The 23,730-nt window shown below is 61.5% G+C and carries 16 protein-coding genes, 1 tRNA gene and 1 pseudogene; 8 read left to right on the forward strand and 10 right to left on the reverse strand.

Annotation, left to right across the window (positions count from 1 at the left end):
• Window positions 1–557: 557 nt before the first annotated feature.
• Window positions 558–1,595, forward strand: coding sequence for a helix-turn-helix transcriptional regulator (locus tag ACYU81_RS02195; RefSeq protein ID WP_460986147.1), 1,038 nt, complete (start codon window positions 558–560; stop codon window positions 1,593–1,595).
• On the opposite strand, the gene ACYU81_RS02200 is transcribed toward ACYU81_RS02195, so the two are convergent.
• Entirely contained in the window at window positions 1,587–3,311 is a 1,725-nt protein-coding gene (locus ACYU81_RS02200) for an N-acyl-D-amino-acid deacylase family protein (protein WP_460986148.1), read from the reverse strand. The two genes, ACYU81_RS02195 and ACYU81_RS02200, sit on opposite strands and share 9 nt — an antisense overlap.
• 275 nt (window positions 3,312–3,586) lie before the next feature.
• Here ACYU81_RS02200 and ACYU81_RS02205 point away from each other — a divergent pair, with 275 nt between their 5' ends.
• The gene (locus ACYU81_RS02205) at window positions 3,587–4,489 is read left to right on the forward strand and encodes a TauD/TfdA dioxygenase family protein (RefSeq protein WP_460986149.1); all 903 of its coding nucleotides are present in this window, start codon (window positions 3,587–3,589) and stop codon (window positions 4,487–4,489) included.
• A 588-nt stretch (window positions 4,490–5,077) separates the two neighbouring features.
• On the opposite strand, the gene ACYU81_RS02210 is transcribed toward ACYU81_RS02205, so the two are convergent.
• Both ACYU81_RS02210 and ACYU81_RS02215 read right to left on the reverse strand, forming a co-directional pair.
• On the reverse strand, window positions 5,078–7,222 hold the full coding sequence (locus ACYU81_RS02210) for a TonB-dependent receptor (protein ID WP_460986150.1): 2,145 nt from the start codon (window positions 7,220–7,222) through the stop codon (window positions 5,078–5,080).
• A 39-nt stretch (window positions 7,223–7,261) separates the two neighbouring features.
• The gene (locus tag ACYU81_RS02215) at window positions 7,262–9,028 is read right to left on the reverse strand and encodes an alkyl sulfatase dimerization domain-containing protein (protein WP_460986151.1); all 1,767 of its coding nucleotides are present in this window, start codon (window positions 9,026–9,028) and stop codon (window positions 7,262–7,264) included.
• A gap of 172 nt (window positions 9,029–9,200) precedes the next feature.
• On the opposite strand from ACYU81_RS02215, the gene ACYU81_RS02220 reads away from it, so the two are divergent.
• The 6 genes from ACYU81_RS02220 (at window position 9,201) to katE (ending at window position 19,159) form a co-directional block, all read left to right on the forward strand.
• Window positions 9,201–11,543, forward strand: coding sequence for an arylsulfatase (locus tag ACYU81_RS02220; RefSeq protein WP_460986152.1), 2,343 nt, complete (start codon window positions 9,201–9,203; stop codon window positions 11,541–11,543).
• 59 nt (window positions 11,544–11,602) lie between these two features.
• Window positions 11,603–13,870, forward strand: a complete 2,268-nt coding sequence (locus ACYU81_RS02225; protein ID WP_460986153.1) for an arylsulfatase — start codon at window positions 11,603–11,605, stop codon at window positions 13,868–13,870.
• 109 nt (window positions 13,871–13,979) lie between these two features.
• Window positions 13,980–15,266 carry a TetR/AcrR family transcriptional regulator gene (locus ACYU81_RS02230; RefSeq protein WP_460986154.1) on the forward strand — a complete coding sequence of 429 codons (1,287 nt, stop codon included), beginning with the start codon at window positions 13,980–13,982 and terminating at the stop codon, window positions 15,264–15,266.
• A 76-nt stretch (window positions 15,267–15,342) separates the two neighbouring features.
• The gene (locus ACYU81_RS02235) at window positions 15,343–16,254 is read left to right on the forward strand and encodes a formylglycine-generating enzyme family protein (RefSeq protein WP_460986155.1); all 912 of its coding nucleotides are present in this window, start codon (window positions 15,343–15,345) and stop codon (window positions 16,252–16,254) included.
• A 275-nt stretch (window positions 16,255–16,529) separates the two neighbouring features.
• Window positions 16,530–16,796, forward strand: coding sequence for a hypothetical protein (locus ACYU81_RS02240; protein ID WP_460986156.1), 267 nt, complete (start codon window positions 16,530–16,532; stop codon window positions 16,794–16,796).
• Between the two features lie 128 nt (window positions 16,797–16,924).
• Complete coding sequence (katE, locus tag ACYU81_RS02245) at window positions 16,925–19,159, forward strand: catalase (protein ID WP_460986157.1); 2,235 nt, start codon at window positions 16,925–16,927, stop codon at window positions 19,157–19,159.
• Between the two features lie 87 nt (window positions 19,160–19,246).
• Here the strand turns inward: katE and ACYU81_RS02250 are convergent, their stop codons facing one another.
• The 7 genes and pseudogenes from ACYU81_RS02250 to ACYU81_RS02280 form a co-directional block, all read right to left on the reverse strand.
• Window positions 19,247–19,630, reverse strand: a complete 384-nt coding sequence (locus ACYU81_RS02250) for a hypothetical protein (RefSeq protein ID WP_460986158.1) — start codon at window positions 19,628–19,630, stop codon at window positions 19,247–19,249.
• Window positions 19,631–19,724: 94 nt separating this feature from the next.
• Window positions 19,725–20,859 (reverse strand): annotated as a pseudogene (locus ACYU81_RS02255) (IS3 family transposase).
• 389 nt (window positions 20,860–21,248) lie between these two features.
• Window positions 21,249–21,325: transfer RNA gene (locus ACYU81_RS02260), tRNA-Arg, on the reverse strand.
• A 34-nt stretch (window positions 21,326–21,359) separates the two neighbouring features.
• Window positions 21,360–21,833 carry a DUF1178 family protein gene (locus ACYU81_RS02265; RefSeq protein WP_460986159.1) on the reverse strand — a complete coding sequence of 158 codons (474 nt, stop codon included), beginning with the start codon at window positions 21,831–21,833 and terminating at the stop codon, window positions 21,360–21,362.
• Complete coding sequence (locus ACYU81_RS02270) at window positions 21,830–22,660, reverse strand: carbon-nitrogen hydrolase family protein (protein WP_460986160.1); 831 nt, start codon at window positions 22,658–22,660, stop codon at window positions 21,830–21,832. Before ACYU81_RS02270 ends, ACYU81_RS02265 begins: the two co-directional genes overlap by 4 nt.
• 5 nt (window positions 22,661–22,665) lie before the next feature.
• Entirely contained in the window at window positions 22,666–22,923 is a 258-nt protein-coding gene (grxC, locus tag ACYU81_RS02275; RefSeq protein WP_449473447.1) for a glutaredoxin 3, read from the reverse strand.
• 44 nt (window positions 22,924–22,967) lie between these two features.
• Window positions 22,968–23,717 (reverse strand): double zinc ribbon domain-containing protein, encoded by a 750-nt coding sequence (locus ACYU81_RS02280; RefSeq protein WP_460986161.1) that lies wholly within the window; start codon window positions 23,715–23,717, stop codon window positions 22,968–22,970.
• Between the last annotated feature and the right edge of the window lie 13 nt (window positions 23,718–23,730).

The raw sequence follows: 23,730 nt of genomic DNA on the forward strand, positions 1-23,730 counted from the left end.
GATCTGCTGGTCGGCGGGCCTGGCTTTTGCTTCCCTGTGTTGCGGTGGAATGGTCGAGCATACAGCCGACATCATTTCGAATATGAGGGCAAGTCTTGCCGAGCGCGGTCGTGATGGTGATGGGAAACTCGACCCTTCTTTGCCGTTTAGGAGAAAAATTTCGCTGCTCCGGTGCGGACTGTCCGCTTGTCCATGCTGAGCACCCCGAAACTGGCCACTCGCTGGCGGTCAGGCTCGTTCCGCCGCTCGCACCGCAGGCAACAGTGCCGCTGGTCATTAATCTGATGTGCTTTGCAAAGTGTGGAAGTCCACATTGCCAACGTCGCCTGGGCCGTGATTAGCTGTGACTGGTCGATCACAGGATGGACCATTAGCGACGAGGGACTCGCCAAAGCTGCTCTCGAACAATCAGGCTAGCCTGTCGCGCGCCTACCCTTGCACCGGATGATGAGGATGCTAAACCTTGGACCAGCCCGTCTCCGATCCCATAGGCGTATCGCGGTCCCAGGATCAAAGCTATCTCGAACAGCCGCCTCCCAGTTGCCGATGCTGGCACATTGCAGTCCCGCGAAACGCTGCTGAACGCGCTATACGCTAGTGCGTCGGAGGTCCCCGCCTGGGTCAGCTTCACGCATGCTGCGCGCGAAGTTTTCGGCTGTGAACATGCAGCGGTGATGGTGGGCGCATCCGGCGCTGAGATTGCTGTCGGCGCCTATTCAGATGACGCGGTGGCAGCGGAGATTGAGGCGTTCTTTGCCGCCACAACGCTGGAACCGAACAGCGGCGTGCACCGGCTCGCGGCCCTGGGCGGTGCACATGTCACGCTCCTGCCCGTCGCCGATAGTCAGAAGCGAAGTGCAACGATCATATTGTGGCGGCAGAGTGAAAGCGCGCCCCTTTCCGCGCCGCAGGAACAGCTGCTTGCGTCCCTGTCGGAACCTTTGCGCCGCAGCTTGCAGATTTATTACCGCATCATGGATCTGGCGCGGCGCGGCATGTTGAGTGATCTTGCGCTCAACACCAGCCGCATCGGCGCTGCACTCGTAAGCAGTGATGCGGAGTTGATGCTGGCCAATGATGTGGCGGACCATCTGCTTGCGTCCGGCGGCGGCTTGCGTGTCGTAGGCGGCCGGTTGCAAGCTGAAAGCGGAGAGGAAACCCGCGCGCTGCTTGCCGAAATCAGGCGTTGCGCGCTGGCCCAGGCGCCCGAACCCGATTTGCAGAATTATGTGCCCATGGCCTTTTCCCGCCGCGACCATGACTTGCCGCTGACGATCATCGTCCGGCCAGGTCCCGGCTATTTCCCGCTACGCCAGCCCAACCGGCGGACGGCCATCCTGGTGCTGCGTGATCCGGCAGCGCAGGCTGCCTGGCCAGCAGAAACACTCGCCCGCCTCTTTGGCCTCAGCGCTGCCGAGGCGCTGCTCGCAAGCAAACTGGCCAAGGGCGCGAGCCTTGAGGAAGCGGCGATGGAACTCGGCATCAGCCGCAACACCGTGCGGTCGCAGCTGCAAAGCATCTTCCTCAAGACCGGCATCAATCGCCAAAGTGACCTGATCCGGGCACTGCTGAACTCGGCCGCGACCTCAGCCTAAGTCAGGCTTAGCACGGCCCCCGCGCATGAGGCGGCCCGGCAGCACGCCGGTGGGCTGTCCATCGCGCAGCACGATCTCGCCCGCCAGCATGGTGACATGATAACCATCGGCCCGCTGCGTCAGCCGCCGTCCCCCCGCCGGAAGATCGAACGTCACCTCTGGCGCGTGCAGGCGAAGCGATTTCAAATCGATGACGTTGATGTCCGCGCGGTATCCGGGCGCAAGCACGCCGCGATCGTTGAGGCCGATGAGCGAGGCCGGGCCGCGCGTCAGCGCAACGACCGCGCGCTCCAGCGGCACCCTCCCATAGGCGCGGTCCCGCACCCAATGGGTCAGCAGGTGCGTCGAGTAGCTCGCGTCGCAGATCGCGCCGTAATGCGCGCCCCCGTCGCCTAACCCCATCACCGCATCGGGGTGCATCAATATCTTTCCCATCCCGTCCAGATTGCCTTCGGCATAGTTGGAGATGGTGAGGTACAGCTGCCGCTTGCCATCCCGCTCCAACAGCATGTCGTAAGCAAGCTCGGCGGGCGTCACGCCCATCGCCTCTGCCCGCCCCGCCATGCTTTCATCCAGCGATGGTTCGTAATTCGGCGTGTCGGCAAGCGCGAATATGCGGCCAAAGTCATGGACGAAGTTGGTCAAGGCATTGCCGGGATCCGGCGTCAGCGGCTCTGAAAGGATCGCGGCCCTCACCTCCGGCCGTCGCAGCTCCGCGATCTTCGCTTCGAAGGGCAGCTTGGCGAGCGATCGGTAGGTGGGGCTGGTGCAGAAGGGATGCAGGGTGAGTTGGTGCCCCATCACCGCGCCCGTCGCCCGGCCCAGAACCTGTACGCCGATGCGACAACCGGCTGCGTTGGCGGCGCTGATGCGTGACATCAGCTTGCTGCGTTCCGGGTCTTCCGCCGTGCCGCTGACGGGGAAAGTGATCGGCCGACCCGACTTTTCGGCAATGCGAGTCAGCATGTCGAATTCCGCCTCTTCATCGGCGAAATCGCTGACGAACTGGAAGGTGCCGCCACCCGCCGCCGTCATGGCGTCCGCCAGCGCCTGGAGCTCGGCTTCCCCGGCGGTCAGGGTGGGGATCAGATTGCCGTCGATCGAACGGTGGAACATCGTGCGGGATGTGCCGATGCCCATCGCGCCCGCCGCGATACCCTCCTTCACAAGCGCGGCCATGCGGGAGCGGTCCTCCGCCGTCGCAGGCTCGCGCGCTTCGCCCCGCTTGCCCATCACATAGACGCGCAGCGCTGCGTGCGGGATAAGCGCGGCGACATCCGCGTCGAATGCCTTGTCGCCAATGCTGTCGAGATATTCGGGGAATGTCTCCCAATTCCAGGGCAGGCCCTCGGTCAGCACGGGGTTCGGAATATCCTCCACGCCTTCCATCAGCCGGACGAGCCCCTCGCGCTGCTCCGCGCGGCACGGGGCAAAGCCAACGCCGCAATTGCCCATCAGCACCGTGGTCACCCCATGCTCGGTCGATGGGCGCAGCCGGGAATCCCAGGTTACCTGGCCATCATAATGGGTATGAATATCGACGAAGCCGGGCGTCACGATCATGTCCGTAGCGTCAATCTCTTCGACCGCATCGCCCAGATCCATGCCCACCGCAGCGATGCGGTCGCCGATGATCCCGACATCGGCCCGCCGGGCTTCGTTGCCCGTGCCATCGACCACCAGGCCATTGCGTATCAATATATCGAAGCCGCTCATTTCATTGCTCCTCGCCGTCGCCGTCTTTGCGGCGCGATCATGCTGCTTGTCCTATCCACTGATGTTAACAACAGAGGGCGTACCCGCCTTCATCCAAACGGATGATCGCCAGTCTTCACGCCGTTTTTCGCGCCGTCGTGCCGATCATTCATTTGCATGATGACAGTCGTGAAGCGCCGATTGAGAATAGCGCCATCACAACAGTTCGGCGGTCACCGGCCTGCATCAGGCAGTCGCAAAAACGGGATCAGGCTGAATCAGAAGAGGTGTTTGCAATGATCGAAACTAGGAAGCTCGGCGCGATCGGGTTGGAAGTCATCGGTGTAGATGCTTCCGGAGCGATCAATGAGGATATAGCCCGGCAACTTGTTGCGCTGTGGCGGGAAGAAGGCGTTCTGCTGTTCCGGGGCGTCGGCGTCGCGCCTGAACTTCTGCTCAACCTCAGCCAGTGCTTTGGCGAACTGGAACCGCATCCCGTTCCCGACCTGCGCCTGCCCGAACATACCGAATTGATCCTCCTCACCAACAAGGGTGGGCCGCGCGGGCCGGTCTATGCGTTTGACGGCGTGCCGACCTATGGCCGGATACCCTGGCATACCGATCTTGCCTTTCAGGAAGTGCCCAATGCCGGGGCGCTGCTCAACATGGTGGAGAAGGCGACGATCGGCGGACGCACCGCCTGGCTCGACACCGCAGCGGCCTATGACTCGCTCGATGAGTCGCTCAAGCGCCGTATCGAGGGCCTCGAAGTACGCTTCGAATTTTGCACCGACCTCAGCCGCGTTCGCTTCGGCAATGAAAATGGCACGCGCGTCGGCGAAATGAAGATGAACTTTCCCGATTATCCGCCACAGGCAAGGCCGCTCGTCTGGAAGCATCCGCAAACCGACCGCACGATCATGAATATCTGCCCGCTGAACCTGCAAGCCATTGTTGGCATGGATCAGGCGGAAAGTGATGAACTGCTCCAGACTCTGATCGGCCAGCTATGCCAACCGCGGTTCATCTACGAACATGATTGGGCCGAGGGTGACATCATCCTATGGGACAATTACCGGATGATGCATCGCGCCGAAGGACATCCGCTGGACGTCATCCGGGTCGTGCACCGGACGACATTGCGTGGATCGGCGAAGGTCGGGCGAACGATCGCTCCACACGCCGCGCTCGTCGCTTGAGGCGGTGCGCGCCGCCTGCCCTGACAACAGAAATTTGACACCGTGATCAAGGGCTTGGGCTTCGCCGCAGCGACAAAGGAACGAAGATGAAGCACAGATCCTCCTTGGAAAATCGTGGCAAAAGGTCGGAAGTTCCGCGGTTAGCGGAAGCAGAAACCGCCTCGTAGGCTGTTAAAACTTGCAGCCTGCATGTTTACGAGCTGCTACCGGCAGCAACCTTGCGCCGTCCCTTCATGATGATGGCCCATCAAGGGACCTCTTACACGCGTTCGATGCTTAGACGGTTTCAGTGCAAGTCACTCGTGGCACGATCGCACTGGCTTACGAGCAAATAGGCTCTCACCCTCCCCTCGTGAAGACTGCAGTTCCAGTGGCGACCATCGCCAACCATCGCGGCTGCGTTCGGCGGCGATCTAGGCGAGTTCGGCGTAAAAGAGAAACAACTTGCGTCAAATGTTATCAGGTCACACCTGGTGCTGGGTGCCGGACACCTGATCATCTGAGTGCTTGTGGCAGTATCGACGGAAGCGATAATCCGACGATTGCGGGTGCCGAGCCAAAAAATCAGTCTCGACACCGCGGCATCGTTCAATACTCAAACGTAAGTTCAAGCCCATAAGTGCGCGGATCGCCGAAGATCGCGCTTGGCAGGCCGCCGTTGAAATGGGCGATATAATATTCCTTGTCGGTCAAATTCTTGCCAAAGGCCGACAGACGCCAGTTGCCGAAGCCCACCGGAATATCGGAAAGGGTGAGGCGGGCGTTGAGCAGTCCATAGTCTCCGATCACATAACGCGGATCGGCTGTGGACGTCGAAACCTTGCTTTTGAGGAAATAGTCGACATTCGCCGTGAGGACGCCGATGGGCGTATCGGGGAAGCGATATTCCAGCGAAGTCGTCAGCGTATGTTTTGGCGCTTCGACAAAAGTATAGCGAGACGTGATGTCGTTGCCTGTTTGATCGAGGATCTGCTCGAACTTGGCGTCCAGATAGGCATAGTTGACTGAAAGCGTCAGCGCATCGGCCGGCTTGGCGATCAGGTCCAGTTCGAAACCCTGTATCCGGGCCTTGCCTGCATTGAACACATCGGTGATCGCGACATTGGTCGGGTCGGACTGAAGATTGGTCTGGATATCCTTGTAGTTCGACCGGAACAGGGCGAAGTTTGTCTGGAGATGATTGTCGAGCCAGCTCGCTTTTACGCCGAGTTCGAAGGAGTCCAGCGTTTCGGGACCGAAGCCTTCATTGAAGCGCGTGATGCTGCTGGCGCGGATATTGTAGCCGCCCGTCTTATAGCCACGCGCATATTTGGCGTAGATATTGAGGTTGGGGGTGGCGTTGTAGCCGATGACGAAGCTGGGGCTGAGGTTGGAGAAATGATTTTTGCCCTCGCCATGGGGTAGCACGGTCGGCGCGCCTGACGCGGGAACGATCGTCTGATCCAGCGTTGCTTCACGCTCGTCACGCGACCAGCGCAGGCCACCGGTCAGGTAGAGCCCCTCAACGAAGGCAGGGCGCAAGGTCGCCTGGCCGTAGAGGGCATAGGCGCGGTTGTGGATCGTCGCGACGCGATCCACGCGGGGACGGCCCGTTATCGCCGAATAATCGGTGCTTTCGCCATTTTCGTCGAAATAATAAGCGCCAAGGACATAATCCAGCCGGCGATCGAGAGCGGAGCCGACAAGTTGCACTTCCTCGCTCCATTGATCCTGCTGCTGGTCAAAGCCGGTCAGGATCAATGGGAATGCGCCGACGACGCCGGTCAGATAATTTTGATTGGTGACGCTGGAGAGCTTCCGATAGCCGGTGAGCGATTTCAAGGTGACGTCGTCAGCCACTTCCCAGCTGATGGTGAGGTTATGACCTTGAGACGTGGCATCGTTCGGCATGAGGTTGCGCACAAAGGGCGACCCCGCCGTTGGCCGGCCGGCCTTACGCGGGTAGAAAGGCGCCGCGGCCATGAAGACGGGTGTGTCGTTGATGTCGGAACGGTCATAGGTGTAGCGCAGCTGCAGAGCATCGGTCGGCTGGAACAGAATGGCCGCGCGATAGGCGTCGCGGCGCTGATCGCCCCAGCGGTCGACGCCGGTGCCCGGATTATCGACAAAGCCATCCTTCTGGCTGTGCAGATAGCCCAGTTCGACCGCCAGCTTGTCACCCACCGGGATGTTTACGCGGGTGCGCGACCGAAACTGGTTGTAGTTGCCGACGGCGAGGGTTTGCTTCGCGGAAAACTCGTCCAGTTCAGGCGCGCGGGTGATGTAGTTGATCGCGCCGCCCGTCGCATTGCGGCCATAGAGCGAACCCTGCGGCCCGCGCAGCACTTCAATCCGCTCGACCTCCGCAACTTCGGCAGAGAGGCCCTGGTTGCGGGCGATGTAGATGCCATCCAGATAGACTGCGACGCTGGGGTCCACGGTGATCTGGTCGTCATTATTGCCGATCCCGCGAATGAAAACGCGAGCCGTTGTCGCGCTGTTCGGATGGGGAGTCACGGCAAGGCTGGGGACCAGCGTGCGCAGGTCGGTGATGTCGGCAATGCCCTTCTTTTCAATGTCGGCGCCGGTCATGGCCATCATCGAGATGGGCGTTTTCTGAAGGGATTCAGATCGCTTTTGGGCGGTGACGACGATCTCCTGGATGCCCCCGCCATCCTCTTCCTGGGCGAGCGCGGGTGAGGCGCAGGCGAAAAGGCACAGCGCCAGGGCGTGGCGTGAAATAGCGTTGTTCATGATAGTTCCTCCCTGTTGTACGATGTTGTTTCGTACTGGTTAGCGTATGACGAGATTGATGGGGGTGACGGTGAGGTCGAGCGCGGCGAATATCTGCCCGAGCGCGGACGACCCTGCGCCGGAGATTGCGCCTGTTTTCACCAACGCGTCGACGGACTGGCTGCCGGAGACTAGATCTCCCAGCGCAGTGCGCTCCAGATTCACGACGGGCATGGTCCCCGCCTGGCCCCGCCGAAACTTCAAGGTGCTGTTACGCAGTTCGAGAAGCCATGGGTCGCTTTCTCCAGCGATGGCCAAGGCGACGGCATGGTCGCCAGCCCCGGCCCGCTTCGGATCGACCTTGTAGCGGATCTGCTCGAGCATCAGCGCCACCGGCATCTTGCGGATATTGTCCGGGTTCATGTAGCGCGCGGTGAGGCCCGCCTGCTGCAGCTTTCCTTCCAGCTCCAGCGCGCCCATCAGGTAGAAGCCGCGCCGGTTGCTGTTATAGGTGGCGTAGCCCAGCTTGCGGAAAGCAGCGGCCTTCAGGCGACGCGCGTCCATATCCTGATGGTCGATGGCGATGAGCAGCGTCGTCAGCTCCGCAGCCCATTGCGCGTCGCCCTGTGCAAAGGCGCGGTTAGCAGTGGCAAGGACCGGCGCTCGCCCGCCCATCAGCGCCACCTCTCGCCGCGCGCGCTCCACACGCGGCGTGGGCGCAAGATCGGTCGCATCGCCGGAGAACCAGCTGATATAGCCGACATAATAGCTGCGCGCGGCATCGGCGACGGTGCCATAATATTCGGTCGTATAGGGTTCCGAACGCAGCCATTGCGGCAACGGTCCCAATGCATCGGGTAGTTCATCCTCCGTAACGCCCTTGTTGATCAGGCGGATCGTCTGGTCATGCGTATATTGGATTGCATCCTCATAGCGGGTCAGCAGAGCCTTGATCTGCGGCGCGCCCTCCACGACCGGCCCATGCATCGGCACCATCCAGGCCGCGTCATAGCGCTCCATCCGGCGCAGCGCCTCGATCCAGCGATTGGCGTCGCGCATCTTGGTGCCGCGCATCGAATGGAGGTTGGGGAAAGTCGGCCCCTGCACCTCGTCGCCCGAGATCAGCACCTGATAGTCGGGAAGCCATGCCGCGATATGCGAAGCTGCCTCCCCGCCGGTATGGAACAGGTGCAGCTTAACCCCAGCGATTTCGATGTCGCGCGCGCCGTCCACATCGACGAACTGCGTGGGTGGGATATAGGCGGACTCATTCTTTCCAGCCGCGCCCAAGCCGCCACAGCAGCCGACATGAAAATCCTCAGCCTCCTTCCCGGTCAGGCTGAAGCCGAACATATAAGCGGCGCGGGTGGCGACGATCGGCAGCGTCGCAACGCCTTCATCCGACAATTCCTTCAGGAAATTGGAGGCGGCGTAGATCGGCACCTTGCCGCTGGCGACGTCGGCCGGGGTTGCGAAGACCCCTGCTCCATTCACATGATCGGGATGATGGTGCGTGTAGATGATCGCCTTGATCGGCTTGGTCGAGATCTGCGCCCTTATCTTTGCAAGGGCGGCGGTCGCGACATCGCGGTTCATGCCGGTGTCAAGGAGGATCAGCCCGTCGCTGCCTTCGACGACGACGATGTTCATGCCCTGAAATTCGATCTGCCAGACCGGCGTCTTTCCTACATGCGTAACGCGCTCCTGAAACAGGCGGGCATGCGCGGTGTAATTGGACGGCGCGGAAAAGGGCACGTTCAGGTCTGGCGCATGAGCGAGCGCAGGGGTAGCTGCGCCGGCCAGCAGCAGGGCTGTCAGGATGCGCATCAGATCGACGCTCCCGGCGCATGCGGCAATTGTCGAATGCGCCGTCGATCGGCGCAGCAGGTCGAAACCCCGCGGGTCATATACTCTCCTATCGTTCATTTTGTCGTTTGCTTGCTTGTACTGTACGAAACTATTCCGTACAAGACACAAAACAGGATGGAGTGGATGAGCGATGCCAAGACGTTCGGAAATGAGAGTTGGCGCGGGATTTCTGGCGGTTCTGCTGGCTAGTGCAGCGCCTATCGCGGCGCAAACCGTGCTACCACGCGCACCCGAACCATTTGCGGGCAAGATCGGGCAGACCTATGCCGATTCGGTCGCGGCCTTCCCCAAGCCGGTGACCGCGCCTGCGGGAGCACCCAATGTTCTGCTGATCCTGACAGACGATCTGGGCTTTGGCGCGGCATCCACCTTTGGCGGGCCGATACCTACGCCCAATCTGGATCGGTTGGCGGCGAGGGGCCTGGTCTATAACCGCTTTCATACCACCTCGATGTGTTCGCCCACGCGCGCTTCGCTGCTGACCGGGCGTAATCACCATGCGGTGGGCAATGCGGTGGTCAGCGATATCGCCACCGGATATCCCGGCTATTGGTCGATGATCCCCCGCAGCGCAGCCACGGTCGCCGAGGTGCTGCGCCAGAATGGCTACAACACGGCGATGTTCGGCAAGCATCATAATATCCCGGCGCAGGAGGGCTCCATCGCAGGCCCCTTCGATCAATGGCCGACGGGGCTAGGCTTCGAGCAGTTTTACGGCTTCCTGGGCGGCGACACGGAACAATGGACGCCCAAGCTCTATCGCGGCAATGCGCCCGCCGAGCAGAAATATGACAAGGACCCGACCTACATCCTGGACCGTGATCTGGCGGACGAGGCGATCGGCTATGTCCACGCGCAGAAGGCGGCGGCGCCCGACAAGCCCTTCTTCCTCTATTATGCTCCCGGCACGGCGCACGCCCCGCATCAGGCGCCAGCCGACTGGATCGCGAAGTTCAAGGGCCAATTCGACCAGGGATGGGACGCGGTTCGCGCCGAAACCCTGAAGCGGCAGATCGCGATGAAGATCGCTCCGCCAGGCACCAAGGCCACGCCGCGCATCGGTGATATTCCCGCCTGGGACAGGCTGAACGCCGACCAAAAGCGCGTCTATGCGCGGATGATGGAAGTCTATGCAGGCATGCTCGCCTACCAGGACGCGCAGATCGGCCGCCTGCTGGACGAGTTGGACCGCATGGGCGAGAGCGGCAACACGCTCGTCATGTTCATCGAAGGCGACAATGGCGCGTCATCCGAAGGCGGAATGGCGGGCAGCACCAATGAGCTGGGCACCTTCGCCAACGGCGCGACGGAGGACATGGCCTGGCTCAACAGCATGATCGACAAGCTAGGCGGCAAGGACAGTTACGGTCATTTTCCGGTCGGCTGGGCCTGGGCGACCAATGGACCCTTCCCATGGATGAAGCAGATCGCCTCTCACCTCGGCGGGACACGCAACGGTATGGTTGTGTCCTGGCCCGATCACATCAAGGCGCGGGGCATCCGTTCGCAATTCACCCATGTGAATGATGTGATGCCGACGATTTTGGAAGTGGCGGGGATCAAGGCGCCCGAGCGCGTCAATGGCACCGCCCAGCAGCGGATCGACGGCGTCAGCTTTGCCTATAGTTTCGACGCGCCCAAGGCTGCGGAGCGGCACGACACCCAATATTTCGAGATGATCGGCACGCGGGCCATCTATCACAAGGGCTGGATGGCCAGCACCACGCCCGCCCGCATGCCATGGAAGATGGGCGAAGTTCTCATTTCTCCCCTCGATTATAGATGGGAACTTTATGACCTGAACAAGGACTATGCGCAGTCCCGCGATCTGGCGGCGCGCTATCCGGAGAAGCTGAAGGAGTTGCAGGCGCTCTGGACGGCCGAAGCGCAAAAGAACAACGTATTCCCGCTCGATGGGGGGCAATCGCTCGACCGCTCCTCCGCGTCGGAGATCACCTTCGCGACGCGCCGCAAGAGCTTCACCTATTGGGGGAAGGGGATCAGCGTAGCAGAAGGCGCGGCCCCCATGATCCGGGGGCGTTCCTTCGAGATCGTCGCCGATATCGACATGCCCTCGGGCGGCGGCAACGGGCCGCTGGTCGCGCAGGGCAGCAAGTTCGGCGGCTGGAGCTTTTACCTGAAGGATGGGAAACCAGCAGCGCACGTGGCGTTGACGCAGCAGCCCAGCCATCAATGGGACGTCGCGGCGGCCACACCGATCCCGGCGGGTCCGGCCAAAATCAGCTATGCGTTCGACTATGACGGCGGCGGCTTCGGGCGCGGCGGGCTGATGCGCATCAGCGTCAACGGCAGCGAAGTCGCGCGCGGGCGGATCGAGCGGACCTTCCTGATCCCCGCCGGGCTCGGCGAGACCTTCGACATTGGCGACGACACGGGGGCGACGGTGATCGACTACCCGAACGGCCATTCATTCAACGGCGAAGTCCGCAAGATCGAGGTATTTCTGAAATGAGAAAAATGCTTGCCGCAGCTTTGCTTGCAAGCGCGTCGCCGCTTGCCGCGCAAACGGTATTGCCGGCCCCGGCTGCTCCGTTCGCGGGGAAGATCGGGCAGACCTATGCCGATTCCACTCCCGCCTTTCCCAAGCCCGTTACCGCGCCCGCCGGAGCGCCCAACGTACTGCTGATCCTGACGGACGATGTGGGCTTCGGCGCGGCATCCACCTTTGGCGGGCCGATCCCGACGCCCAATCTGGATCGACTGGCGGCGCGCGGTCTTGTCTATAACCGCTTTCATACCACTGCGATGTGTTCACCAACGCGCGCCTCTCTATTGACGGGGCGTAACCATCATGCGGTGGGCAATGGCATCGTCGCCAATCTGTCCACGGGCTTCCCCGGCTATACCAACATATTGCCCAAAAGCGCGGCGACGGTGGCCGAGGTGCTGCGGCAGAATGGCTATAATACCGCCATGGTAGGCAAGCATCATAATGCGCCGGAAGCTGATGTGTCGCCAGCAGGGCCGTTCGACATGTGGCCAACAGGGCTTGGCTTTGAACATTTCTACGGCTTCATGTCGGCGGAGACCAACCAGTTCACCCCGGCCCTGTATCGCGGCATCACGCCCATACCCACGCTGAAGGAAGGGGTGCTGGACAAGGCGCTCGCCGACGAAGCGATCCAATGGATCCACAATCAGAAGGCGTCCGCGCCAGACAAGCCCTTCTTCCTCTATTATGCGACGGGCTCAGCGCACGCGCCGCTTCAGGCCCCGGCGGACTGGATCGCGAAGTTCAAGGGCCAGTTCGACAAGGGATGGGACGCCGTGCGGGCGGAAACAGTCCGCCGCCAGAAGCGGCTCGGCATCATACCCTCCGCCACGCAGGACACCGCGCGGCCCGACGGCCTGAAGGCGTGGAGCGAACTGACCCCCGACCAGCGTCGGATCAACGCGCGCTTCATGGAGGTCTATGCGGCGATGCTCGCTTATCAGGATGCGCAGATCGGCCGTGTCCTTGATGAACTCGATCGCATGGGGGAAAGCAACAACACGCTGGTGATGTTCATCGAAGGCGACAATGGCGCTGCCGCCGAAGGGGGAGAAAATGGCAGTTCAAACCCCATGTCCGCCTTCGCCAACGCCATGCAGGAGGATGATAGGCTGCTGCTCGCCAATCTCGACAAGATCGGCAGTCCAGATGCCGTCGCCAACTGGGGTTATGGCTGGGCCTGGGCGACGGACGCGCCGTTCCGCTGGTTCAAGCAATATGCCTCTCATCTTGGCGGCACCCGCAACGGGCTGGTCGTGTCCTGGCCCGATCATATCAAGGCGCGCGGAATCCGGTCGCAATTCACGCATGTGACCGATGTGATGCCGACGATATTGGAAGTCGCCGGTCTGAAGACGCCTGATGTCGTCAATGGCGTGGATCAGCAGCGGATCGACGGCGTCAGTTTCGCCTATAGCTTCGCCGCGCCCAAAGCGCCCGAGCGGCACGACACTCAATATTTCGAGATGATGGGCAATCACGCCATCTACCATCAAGGTTGGCTGGCGAGCAGCACGCCCATCAATCTGCCGTGGCAGCGCGGCGACGGCTCGGTCCTGCCGAACCAATATAAGTGGGAGCTGTATGATCTGCGCAAGGACTTCTCTCAGGCGCATGATCTCGCGGCGAGCCAGGGCGCGAAGCTGAAGGAAATGCAGGCGCTTTTCCAGAAGGAGGCGGAACGGAACCAGGTTCTCCCGCTTGACGACCGGCTGACGCTCGCGCGGTTCCAGGCAGCGGAGAGCCAGCGGCCGCATCGATCGACCTACAGCTATTGGGGGGCGGGCATCAGCATCCCCTCGGTCAGCGCCGCGCCGTTGTTGGCGCGCAGCTTCCGCATCACGGCCGATATCGACGTGCCGAATGAACCTGCAACCGGCGCGCTCGTGGCGCTGGGCAGCAAATTCGGCGGTTGGAGCTTCTATCTGAAGGACGGTCGCCCCATTGCCCTGATGGCGGCATCGCAGCTGGCTGGCGACCAGTCGCAGGTGGCGGCGGCGCAACCGCTTGCGGCGGGGCAAAAGCGGGTTGTCTTCGACTTCCGCTATGATGGCGGCGCGAATGCCGGGGGCGAGATGACGATCAGCGCCAATGGCGACATTATCGGACGGGGCCGCATCGCGCGCACCATTTCCAAACTGCCGGAGATGAGCGACACGCTGGACATCGGCTTTGACGCCGACACGCCGGTCACTTCCGACTATGCGGTCGGCGAGCATTTCGCCGGCCGGATCAGGAAGGTGGACATCGCCGTGGGCAAGCCGGGCGCTGGCGGTGAAGCGCCCTGAACGGCGAGCCCCTGACGCCTGCAGTCCCGCGCGACCGCAGGCGTCAGGAGCCGCTTTTCGGCTTTGCCCGTTGACGTCGCGCCCTTTCCCGCCGTTAAGATGATCCCGCATGGTCGAAATCACTCTTCATCCCGATAGCGCCGAGCGCGACGGCAGGACGCAAATCCTTGACGCAGCCGGCGAAGTCTTTCTGTCCGAGGGCTTCGAACGCGCGAGCGTCGACAGGATTGCCGCCGTCGCGCACATGAGCAAGCAAAGCATTTATGAGCTTTATCCCAACAAGCTCGCCCTGTTCGAGGCCGCCGTCCGCAACAAGTTGAACGGCGCGTGGCTCAGCATGACCAATATCGACAACGGCATGGATGCCGAGGACACGCTGACCCGGTACGCCATGCGCCTGTTCGAAGGTTTCGCCGAACCGGTGAATTTCGGACTGTTCCGCGCCAATATCGAAGCGGCGAACCATGTGCCGGAATTGGCGGCGGAATTGCACGAAAGGCGACTGGCAGCGTCTCAACCTCTCGCCTTTTACCTTGAAGCGTTGATCGAGGGCGCGGTGATCGTGCCGTGCGATCCACTCGCCATGGCTATCCGCTTCGGCGGCGTGGCGGTGGAAGGCGCGCGCTATTTTCTGGGCAAGGCGTTGCCGGGCAAGGCCGCGCAGAAGCGCATCGTGGATCAGGCCGTGCGGATGTTCCTGGACGGATATCGCAGCGTGCAGGACGCGGCCGGGGACAAGGCCCCCTCCACGCCGATCGAGCCGCCTGTCCGCGAAGGCGTCACCGCGCTGCGGCTGCCTGCGGAAAAGCTGTTGGCGCTGCTGGATGCAGCCACCAGGGAATTTCTGGAATATGGCTATCGCCGCGCCAGCATCGACCGCATCTCGGCGGCGGTAAGGGTCAGCAAGGCGACCATCTACCGGCAGTTCGGCAACAAGGAAAATCTGCTGCGCTACATCGTTCAGCGCGAAATTTTCGCAGCCAATCAGCAGCCGTTCGAACTGCTGCCCGAAGGTACGGACCCGGAAATCGCGCTTGTCGCTCTGGCGCGTCAGGCGCTGGACCGTCATCTGGAACCGGCAAATATCCGCATGCACCGGCTGCTGATCGTGGAAGCCGATTTCATCCCCGACCTCGCCCAGCTATTCTATGAAGGGCGGGTGCGCCGCCTGGGCGATGCGCTGGAGCAGCAACTGGAAGCGCTGGGCCTGCCCCGCCCCAGCCAGTCGGCCACGCGCATCTTTTACACGCTTGCGACCTTCGCCGTGCGCTTCTTCACCGCCATGGCGCCGTCGTCGGAAGCAGATCGGGACATTTACGCCAGAGAGTGCGCCAGGCTGTTCCTGAATGGGCTGCGCGCAGGCAATAAGCAAAAGGCGATCGCGCAAGCAGATTGAATCCGGAGCATCGATGCGTCAGTTTACAAGAAAGGCGAGCCAATCATCGCGGACCGGTCGAACTGACACCAGCGGCATGCGCTGGGTGGAAGGGGGCGTGTTCGCGATGGGGTCTGAGAATTTCTACCCCGAAGAAGCGCCGGTGCGGCCCGTGCGCGTCGATGGCTTCTGGATCGACGAGACTCCTGTCACCAATCGCGAATTCGCCCGTTTCGTCGACGCCACGAACCACAAGACGCTGGCTGAAATCGCGCCTGATCCCAAAGACTATCCGGGCATGCCAATCGACATGGCGCGGCCGGGATCTTTGCTGTTCCACCGTACGTCCGGGCCGGCTGACCTGCACGATCCCAGCCAGTGGTGGGACTTCGCGTTCGGCGTGGACTGGCGGCATCCGCATGGGCCTGACAGCAATCTGGACGGGCTGGAGGATCACCCCGTTGTGCATGTCGCATTAGAGGATGTGCGTGCCTATGCGAAATGGGCGGGCAAATCGCTGCCGACCGAGGCCGAATGGGAATATGCGGCGCGCGGTGGGCTGGACGGGCAGGATTATGCCTGGGGCCATCAACTGGCGCCCGACGGAGCGATGCTGGCCAATTATTGGCAGGGCGCTTTTCCATTCGCGAATACTCTGGACGATGGATGGGAAAGGACTTCCCCCGTCCGCAGCTATCCGGCGAACGGTTTTGGCCTTTACGACATGATCGGCAATGTCTGGGAATGGACCATCGACTGGTATGCCCAGCCAAAGATTGAAAGCAAGGCGCGCGGTAGCTGCTGCATACCCGCAAATCCACGCGGTCCGACGCGGCGCGAGAGCATGGACGCAGTGAATGCGATCCCGCGAAAGGTCGTGAAAGGCGGTTCGCACCTTTGCGCATCCAATTACTGCCAGCGCTACCGCCCGGCGGCGAGACATGCGCAGGCAATCGATTCATCGACCAGCCATGTCGGCTTCCGCTGCGTGGTGCGGGCGAAAGGGTGACGCCACCGACAACTTAACCGTCCGCAACGGGGCTACAGGCTTTCGGCATCGCGGAGCTGGGCTATGTCCACCACTGCTATGCGGCGGCAGTCTTCGACCCCGCGGGAAAGGTGGCATGGCGCGATCAGCTTCGACCCTTTATGGTCGTTCAACCGCCAACTTCTCCATTCCAGCTGTCGACCGTCCACTTCCCCAATTTTTGTATACCCAAGTTTGCCGATTGGTCCGCCGGTTGCGCCGATCCTCCATGTCGGCTTTCCACACAACCGCGCGCTATGCCTCTGCGCGTACCGGAAATCCCGCTCCTGCCCGGCTTCGCATCCTCAACGGCCGTTGGGCCGCATCGCGAAGCTCCGATCGGAGCCGCTGTTGCCATTTCCTATCCGTTCGTCGCCGATGTCGGGCTGGGGGAAACATGGCTGTCCGAACAGTCTTGGGCTGTCAGCGACCTGACACAAGGCCATGAGTTTGTCAGCGGAGAACTCTTCAGCGGCTTTGGCTTTCCTCCCGGCGTTATGCTCCGACGCTTCGGACGCGAGTGACCAGGACGTCTCTCTTAATTTTTCACGGTCGGCAACTCCGACCAGTCTTCCGGGTTCATGTCGGGATATGTGCGGCCGGCTGCTGTGTCTCGTCGGCTCACCATCTCCACGATTGACAAGGAGCCGTCATGGCGAAGAAGTCTGCACCGTCCAAAGCCTCCTCGAAAGCATCTCCCAAATCGGCTGGGAAGCTGACACCCTCGGGTCTCGCGGGCGCCGATCTGGGTGGAGAGTCGCCACAAAAAGCGGCACCCGTCCCCGCTGACGCCGCCATCTCCCTCTCCTATGCCGAGAAACAGTCCGAAGGTGGCGAAACGCATCAGACTGCAGGGAGCGACGTAGCGACGCTCACCACGCAGCAGGGTATCCCGGTCGCAGATGACCAGAACAGTTTGAAGCAAGGAACACGCGGGCCAACGCTGCTGGAAGACTTCCATTTTCGGGAGAAGATCTTCCATTTCGACCATGAGCGCATCCCCGAACGGGTCGTTCATGCGCGGGGCTACGGTGCGCACGGCTTCTTCGAACTGACCGACAGCCTGGCCGATGTCAGCCGGGCCGACATTTTTCAGCGCGTTGGGGAGCGTACGCCTGCCTTCGTCCGCTTTTCGACGGTGGCCGGTTCGAAGGGATCATTCGATCTCGCACGCGACGTGCGCGGCTTCGCGGTCAAGATCTACACGCAGGAGGGCAATTGGGACCTGGTGGGCAACAACATCCCTGTCTTTTTCATTCAGGATGCGATGAAATTCCCCGACCTGGTTCATGCGGCCAAGCCCGAGCCGGATCGCAACTTCCCTCAAGCGCAAACCGCTCATGACAATTTCTGGGACTTTATCAGCCTGACGCCCGAAAGTTTCCACATGATTATGTGGGCCATGTCGGATCGGGCAATTCCGCGGTCCTTCCGCACGATGGAGGGCTTTGGCGTTCATACTTTCCGGCTGCTCGATGCGGAGGGCCGGTCCACCTTCGTTAAATTCCATTGGAAGCCCAAGCAGGGCCTGCAGTCGGTGGTCTGGAACGAGGCGGTCAAGATCAATGGCGCTGACCCCGACTTTCATCGCCGCGACCTCTGGGACGCGATCAACGCCGGCGATTTTCCCGAATGGGAATTGGGCGTTCAACTGTTCGACGATGCCTTCGCCGACAGCTTCGACTTCGATATTCTCGACGCTACGAAAATCATACCGGAAGAACTGGTGCCCATCCGGGTGATCGGTCGACTGGTGCTCGACCGGGTCGTCGACAATTTCTTTGCCGAGACGGAGCAAGTCGCTTTTTGCACTCAAAACGTCCCGCCCGGCATCGATTTTTCCAACGACCCGCTGCTGCAAGGACGCAACTTTTCCTATCTCGACACCCAGATCAAGCGTCTGGGCGGACCAAACTTCACGCATATTCCGATCAACGCGCCCAAATGCCCGATGGCCCATTTCCAGCAGGATGGCCACATGGCCATGCGTAATCCGAAGGGACGCGTGAACTATGAGCCCAACAGCTGGGGGCCCACACAAGGCGGGCCGCGCGAAAACCCAGTTCGTGGATTCAGCAGCTTTGCTGAAACTGCGGACGGCCCCAAGCAGCGCGCGCGATCGGAAAGTTTCGCCGACCATTACAGCCAGGCGCGGCAATTCTTTATCAGCCAGACCCCTGTCGAACAGAAACATATTGCCGATGCGCTCGTCTTCGAACTGTCCAAGGTCGAACGTCCCGACATTCGGTCGAGGACGGTGTCCCACCTGCTCAATGTCGACGAGACACTGGCGGTGAAGGTGTCCGATGGCCTTGGCCTGCCTCTGCCCGATCCGGCCGTGGCCGCACGCAAGCCTATCACGGACCTGCCGCCTTCCGACAAGCTCAGCATCGTCAAAAACGGTCCGGGTAGTTTTCGCGGTCGAAAGCTGGGCATCCTGCTGAGCGACGGAGCGGACGCAAAATTGCTCAAGGCGCTGATCGATGCAGTGGATGCAGAAGGCGCCATGTTCGAGATCATCGCCCCGAAGATCGGCGGGGTAACCCTGTCCGATGGGACGCGGGCAGCTGCCAAGCACAAGATTGACGGTGGGCCGTCGGTGCTGTTCGATGCAGTCGCCATCATCGTGTCCGCCGAGGGGGCAGCGCTGCTGTCGCTCGACGCGGCAGCCAAGGATTTCGTCACCGACGCTTTTGCCCATTGCAAATTCATAGGGATCAGCGCCGAGGCAGAGGCGATCTTCGCCAAGGCTGGCATCGCCAGCGATCTGGACGAGGCCTGTCTACCGCTCGGCAAGACCGACGACGCCCGCACGTTCATCGCGGCGTGCCGCCCGCTTCGCTACTGGCCACGTGAACTAAATGTCGACCTTGACGCGAACCCATAGCCCAAAGCGCAAGACCACCTAGTCGATGAGCGATCCCATCAATCACGCTTTGTGCCCGCGAGAGAAGAATATTCATCAACAAGATCCTCAACATTTTCCGATCAGCGGCTCTGCCTGCTTATCAAAGGGCTGGTTGTGCAATATGGTGCGAGAGGTCATACTGACTCTGGGGTTCCATCCCAAAAGTGTGGCCATCGGGAAAACGCGATCATATTGCAGGGTTACCGAATAGATGGTGACATCCTTGGCGCCGCCTTGACCCTGTACCCCGGAATCTGCATCCATGACACCGTTGCGGTTGGCGTCGTCGAAGCCCTCATTGTTGTTGCAGATGCCGTCTCCATTAGAATCAATAAAGGATTCAACCCGGGATTGCGCTCGGCCATAGGATTTGAATGCGAGCCGTTCAAAACTGAGCATACCTCCGCTCACCAATTTCTTTACGGCCCCTTCAACGCCCGCATCCAGCAAGGCACGATTGGTGTCGGTGGCAGTCTCCAGTGCCGACGCTCGCCCCGCGGCCTGAACTGGACATGTAACGGTTTTGTGCCGGTCACTTATCTCATTATGCCACCTTGGCTTCGAAGGCGAGCGGGCTAATGCCGCCCAGATATGAATGGCGACGACGGGCGTTGTAGAAGCCGTTGATGTATTGGAAGATGGCAGCTTCTGCCTGCCGTCGCGTTGGCCAGCGCTGCCGCCAGATGAGTTCCGCCTTCAGGGATTTGAAGAACGTCTCGACGGAGGCATTGTCGTAACAATTACCCTTGCCGCTCATTGATGGACGCAGGCCATAGGCCTGCAGCTTTTTCTGATAATCGTAAGAACAATATTGGCTGCCGCGATCCGAATGGAAAAGGCAGCCCTCTGGTGGCTGGCGCAGGCGTACCGCCATATCCAGTGCCCTGATCGCCAAATCCTTCTTCATCCTGTCGCTGACAGCCCAGCCCACGACGCGGCGGCTATGCAGATCGAGGATGACAGCGAGGTAGAGCCATCCCTCCGACGTCCAGATATAGGTGATGTCGCCGGCCCATTTACGGTTGGGCGCATCGGCGGCGAAATCGCCGTCCAGCCAGTTTGCCGCGACACCCAGGCGATGGTGGCTGTCTGTCGTAACCTTGTGTTTGCGCGTGCGGACCGGCCTGATCCCGTTGATGTTGGCTACGCCGCCCTTCGGGTCATAAGGCGCTCACCCACATCGAGCCCCACCTCTTTTAACTCCATCGTCATGCGAGGACGGCCGTAGCTGCCAAGGCTCAGCCTGTATTGTTCGCGGATATGAGCCAACACCTTCATGTCCGTCCGGCCCCGGCAACTGATCGGGCGCGAGCGCCAGGAACGATAGCCGCGTTCACTGACAAGCATGACACGGCAGAGCAGTGCAACGGGCCAGCGATGCCGCCAGCTATGCACGAAAGCGAACTTCACGGCCTTTGGCTCGCGAAGAACTGCGTGGCCTTTTTTAGGATTTCCCTCTCCTCCCGCAGCACGCGGTTCTCAAGGCGAAGCCGTTCATTCTCGCGCGCCAGATCTGCTTGCGGCGCTGAAACCAGATCACTGGGCCGATACTGCGACACCCACTTGTTCAGCGTCGATTTGCCAACCCCCAAATCCAACGCGACCCGCTCCCGCGGCAACCCACTGGTCAGCGCAATCCGCACCGCCTCCTGCTTGAACTCCTCGCTATGTTTGATCATCTCGTCGGTCTCCTTGAACAAGCTTTAAACTCTCAAGTGACCGGCACAAAACCGTTACATGTCCAATCATCAGCGCCATCATCCATGGTACGCAGCCGGCCAGCCTCACTCGCAGGCAACTGGTGCGCACCGATCGCATCCCACTGAGCTGGTCAGCTCAAGAGCGGTTGTTCGGGTTCGCCTGAAGACAACCCTCCCTCAAACGTCCAAAATTCTTGAGGCACCAACATCGGCGCCTGGAGATGTCGGGCTTTGGCAGGCGGCGCCATTAGGGCAATCTGGTCTCCAATTGCGCCAGAGCCAAACACACCCTCACAACCCACGGATAACGCGTGAGTAATTCTGACCGTCGGCCGGTCTCCCGGACACTGGCGATTCTTGGAAAGGAGTGGTGCACCCGACGGGATTCGAACCCATGGCCCTCAGATTAGGAATCTGATGCTCTATCCTGCTGAGCTACGGGTGCCCGGTGACGGCTCTATGCTGCGTCGCAGGCGGGGTCAATTCTTCGCTTCGGGCGGCACGACCGGAAACAGCAACGGAGCAACCTCCACGCCTTCCGATATCAGCGCGCGGGCTTCCTCGGGCGCCACTTCGCCGTGGATGCTCGCCCGGTCCTTCTCGCCATAATGCATGGCGCGGGCATGTTCGGCAAAGCCTCTGCCGACCCAGGTCGAATCTTCCAGAACCTTTGACTGCGCCTGCGCCAGCGCCTGCATCATCTCGCGCATCCGGACTTCGTCGCCCGCCATGGCCACCGGCGCGGTCGAGGTAGCAACCGGCGCTTCCGACCTGCGGCTGTTTCCTTTGGCGGCGACTGCGGGCGCCATCAATGCCTTCGACACCTCCGCATCGCCGCACATGGGGCAGGCCAGCAGGCCGCGAGCCACCTGATCCTCATAGTCCGCGCTCGATCCGAACCAGGCTTCGAACACATGGCCATGGGCGCCGCATTTGAGGTCAAAAACAATCACGAAATGGTCACGTCCACTGGAAGGTTACGCCGGTTGGCAATTGCAGGCACGCGCCCGCGCACTTCCTCTACGCGCGACAGGTCGATCTCGGCAAGGGCTAGTCCCGTCCCCTCTCCCATGTCGAGCAACACCTCGCCCCAAGGATCGATGACCAGACTATGGCCATAGGTCTCCCGCCCGTCTTCATGGCGGCCGGTCTGCGCCGCCGCGACCACGAAACACCCAGCTTCGATCGCACGGGCGCGCAGCAGGACATGCCAGTGCGCCTGCCCGGTCGGCACGGTAAAGGCGGCAGGCATCAGCAACATTGTGGCGCCCGCATTGGTGAGAGCGCGATAAAGGTCGGGGAAACGCATGTCGTAACACACCGACAATCCCATCCTTGCCCAAGGCGTATCGACCGCCACCACCTCTTCTCCCGGCCGATATACCGACGATTCCCGCCAGCTTTCCCCGGTCGCCAAATCAACATCGAACAGATGGATTTTGTCGTAGCGCGCCCGAATGCCGCCCTTGTCATCGATCATGAAACTGCGGTTGACCCAACGACCATCGCCACCTTCGTCCTTGAGCGGCACCGAACCAAGATGCACCCACAACCCGTGCCGAGCCGCCGCCTCGCGAACCGCATCCAGCACCGGAGCGTCAGCTTCGCCGCGCAGGGTAACCGCAGCCCGCGCACGGTTCTGATCCAGATAACCCGCCATTTCCGGCGTGAACAGCATGTCCGCGCCCTGTTCGGCCGCGCGTCCCGCCATCTCGACGATGGCGGCCGCATTCGCGGCGGGATCAATCCCGCTGGTCATCTGGAAGATCGCGGCCCGCATGGCGCTTACAGCCCTAGCAGTGGGTTCAGCTTGCCCTGACGATCCAGCGCCGCCATGTCGTCGCTGCCGCCAATATGCCTGCCGTCGATGAAAATCTGCGGCACCGTGGTCCCGCCATTGGCGCGATCCAACATTTCGCCGCGCTTCGGGCCGCCCATCGTGATGTCATATTCATCAAAGGCCACGCCCTTGCCCTCCAGCAGCGCCTTTGCCCGCGCGCAATATCCGCACCATGCCTTCGTGTAGATTTCGACCTTCGCCATTCGATACTCCTTGCGCGCTGAAATTGTGGCTGGGCGAGCCTTTGTCAATCAGTGCCTTCCGCGCCTTCCGGCAAAGCCCGCGCCCAGCACAACAGATGAACGCTCGACGCCCCGCCACGTTTCAGCACCCGCGCGCAAGCAGCCCCAGTCGCGCCACTGGTATGGACATCGTCGATCAGCAGCACCGCCCTGCCTTTGACGCCATGATCCTTAGCCAGTGCAAAAGCACCCGCGACAGCCTTGGCCCGCTGCCGCGCATGCATGCTCCGCAGCGGCTGCGTCGCACGGACTCGAAGCAGCGCATGCTTGTCCACCGGCAGCCCTGAAGCCCTACCAAGATGATCCGCGATCAGCGCCGCCTGATTGAAGCCCCGCCACCACAGCCGCCACCGATGCAACGGCACCGGCACGACTAACGGCGGTGCATCGAAGGCGGGCAAGCGCCGAGCCATATGCCGCGCGATCAGCCGCGCCAGACCGATGCGCCGCCCATATTTCAGCCGCAACGCCACCGTCCGCGCGACATCGCCATAGGCCAGCACCGCCCGCGCGCTGTCGAATGGCGGCGGATCGGCAAGGCAGGCGCCGCATGCCGCGTCCCCGCCCCTATCATGTTCGAACGGCACGCCACATCGCGCGCAGCAGGGCTCGCCCAGAAAGCGCATCCCGCTCCAGCATGTCAGGCAAAAGGCATCGTCGGCATTGACGATGACGCCGCATCCGGGGCAACGCGGCGGCAGCGCATAGTCGAGCGCCGGGCGAACAGCGCTCTTGAGAAGAGAAGCGAGATGCATGATCGCCCTTGTT

Source organism: Sphingobium sp. TomTYG75 (assembly GCF_054771635.1).